This is a genomic window from Burkholderia sp. LMG 13014 (assembly GCF_905232215.1).
In the GTDB taxonomy this organism is placed as follows: Bacteria; Pseudomonadota; Gammaproteobacteria; order Burkholderiales; family Burkholderiaceae; genus Burkholderia.
Map to the genome: position 1 here is coordinate 1 of NZ_CAJNKE010000741.1, position 2,553 is coordinate 2,553.

Sequence of the window (2,553 nt, forward strand, 5' to 3'; positions counted from 1 at the left end):
GCCCGGCGTGCGCGGCTGCGCGCCGCGTTCGAGGAACGCATGCGCAGTGCCCAGCGTCGGGTGGCCGGCGAACGGCAGTTCGCCCTCCGTCGTGAAGATCCGGACGCGGTAGTCGGCTTCCGGATCGGTCGGCGTGCAGACGAACGTCGTTTCCGACAGGTTCGTCCAGCGGGCGATCGCGAGCATGTCGTCGTCGCCGAGCGCGTCGGCGTCGAACACCACGGCGAGCGCATTGCCCTTGAACGGCACCGCCGTGAACACGTCGACCTGCTTGAAGCGGACGAGACGACCGGACATCGCGATGTGCCCGTCAGGCGACTTCGGCGATCAGTTCGATCTCGACGCATGCGCCGAGCGGGATCTGCGCGACGCCGAATGCCGAACGTGCGTGCTTGCCTGCGTCGCCGAACACTTCCGCGATCAGTTCCGACGCGCCGTTCGTCACGACGTGCTGTTCGGTGAAGTCGAGCGTCGAGTTGACGAGGCTCATCAGCTTGACGATGCGCGTGACCTTGTTCAGGTCGCCGGTGTGCGCGTGCAGCGTCGCGAGCAGGTCGATCGCGATCGAGCGGGCGGCGGCCTTGCCGTCTTCCGTCGTGAGATCGGCGCCGAGCTTGCCGGCCCAGACCTTGCCGTCCTTCTTCGCGATGTGGCCCGACAGGAAGACCGTGTTGCCGGTTTGCGCGCTCATCACGTAGGCGGCGGCCGGTGCGCCGGCGGTCGGGAGCTCGATACCGAGCGACTTGAGTTTGTCGTAGACGTTAGCCATGTATTCGATTCCTCGTAGAGAGTCGTGACAGGAAAAAGGGGATCAGAGGCGCTCGCGCAGCAGCTTGCCGAGGCGCGCGACGCCTTCCTCGATCTTCTCGGGCGGCACCGTCACGAACGACAGGCGCAGCGTGTTCTGCTGCGCGTTGTCCGCGAAGAACGGTGCGCCCGGCACGAAGGCGACGTGGTTGTCGACGGCGGTGGCGAGCAGTTTCATGCTGTCGATCTGCGCGGGCAGGTTCACCCAGATGAACATTCCGCCTTCCGGCCGGTTCCACGTGACGCCTTCCGGCATGTGGCGCTCGAGCGCGCTGAGCATCGCGTCGCACTGCGCGCTGTACAGCTCGCGGATCGTCGGGATGTGTTCGTCGAGGAAACCGTCCTTGATCACTTCGTGCGCGATGCGCTGCGTGAGCGTCGGCGTGTGCAGGTCGGTGGCCTGCTTGGCCTGCACGAGCTTGAAGTGGAGTTCCTCGGGCGCAATGATGTAGCCGATCCGCAGGCCCGGCGCGAGCACCTTCGAGAACGTGCCGAGATGCACGACGTGATCGGGCGCCATCGACAGCATCGTCGGCAGCGGCTCGCCGCGGTAGTTCAGCGCGCCGTACGGATCGTCTTCCAGCACCGGGAACGGGCTCGACTGCGCGAACGCGGCGAGCGCGCGGCGGCGCTCGACGGGCAGGCGGCGGCCGGTCGGGTTCTGGAAGTTCGGCTGCGCGTACAAGAGGCGCGCGCCTTGCGTGAGTTCGGGCGTGAGGCCTTCCGGCAGCAGGCCCTGCTCGTCGGTCGGCACCTGCACGTAGCGCGGCTCGTACAGCGAGAACGATTGCAGCGCGCCAAGGTAGGTCGGGGTTTCGACGAGGATCGGGCTGCCCGGATCGACGAGCGCCTTGCCGAGCAGGTCGAGTGCCTGCTGCGAGCCGGTCGTGATCAGCACCTGCGACACGCGCACGCTGTAGCGCTCGGCGATCCATTCGCGCAGCGGCAGGTAGCCTTCGGTCGCGCTGTACTGGAGCGCGGCGGCCGGCGCGTCGCGCAGCACGCGATCGGCGGCGGCGCGCATGCGTTCGGCCGGGAACGTCGAGGGGGCGGGCAGGCCGCCGGCGAACGAGATGACCTCGGGGCGTTCCGTGACCTTCAGGATTTCGCGGATTGCAGAGCTCGTCAGCTTGCGTGCGCGTTCGGAAAGCTGCCAGTGCGGCGGATGCAGGTCGCTCGGATTCATAGTCTCCTCGTTCGGATATCGTGGTCAGTCAAGAAAGGTCGTTCGGGCAAATCGCTTCGACGCTGCCGGGTGGGCAGGCACGAGCGCGATCGAGCCTTCGCGGCCGGGTGGGCAAAACCGATCAGGCAAAACGTCCATTATGGCGCAGCTATTCAGCCGGCGCGAGCCGGTCGCGCGGCGGTGGCGACCGCCGAGCGGCGCCCGAGCACCACGGTGGCGATCACCGCAGCTGCGAACAGCCACGTCGACGGCGTCACCGTTTCGCCGAACAGCAGCGCGGAAAAAGCAATCGTGAAGAAAATCTGCAGCAGTTGCACCTGGCCGACGCGCGCGATGCCGCCCATCGCGAGCCCCGCATACCACGCGAAAAAGCCGATGAATTGCGAAAAGAGGGTCACGTAGCCGAATGCGAGCCACGTGCGCAGCGCGAGCGGGCCCGGATGCGCGGCATGCTGCATCCACGCGAGCCAGCCGACCGGCAGCACGAGGAACGGCGCGGACACGACGAGCGCCCAGCAGATCACCTGCCAGCCGCCGATCTGGCGTGCGAGGCGCGCGCC

Annotated in this window: 4 protein-coding genes; all 4 read right to left on the bottom strand. The window is 67.4% G+C overall.

Features of this window, described 5'->3' with window-relative positions; genetic code table 11:
- The coding region (locus JYJ84_RS33895) for a PhzF family phenazine biosynthesis protein (protein WP_205190078.1) at nucleotides 1-297 on the bottom strand (297 nt) is incomplete at its 3' end.
- A 13-nt stretch (nucleotides 298-310) separates the two neighbouring features.
- Nucleotides 311-769 carry a RidA family protein gene (locus JYJ84_RS33900; RefSeq protein ID WP_122945975.1) on the bottom strand — a complete coding sequence of 153 codons (459 nt, stop codon included), beginning with the start codon at nucleotides 767-769 and terminating at the stop codon, nucleotides 311-313.
- A gap of 42 nt (nucleotides 770-811) precedes the next feature.
- On the bottom strand, nucleotides 812-1,993 hold the full coding sequence (locus JYJ84_RS33905; RefSeq protein ID WP_175222865.1) for a PLP-dependent aminotransferase family protein: 1,182 nt from the start codon (nucleotides 1,991-1,993) through the stop codon (nucleotides 812-814).
- 152 nt (nucleotides 1,994-2,145) lie between these two features.
- The coding region (locus JYJ84_RS33910) for a DMT family transporter (RefSeq protein WP_205190079.1) at nucleotides 2,146-2,553 on the bottom strand (408 nt) is incomplete at its 5' end.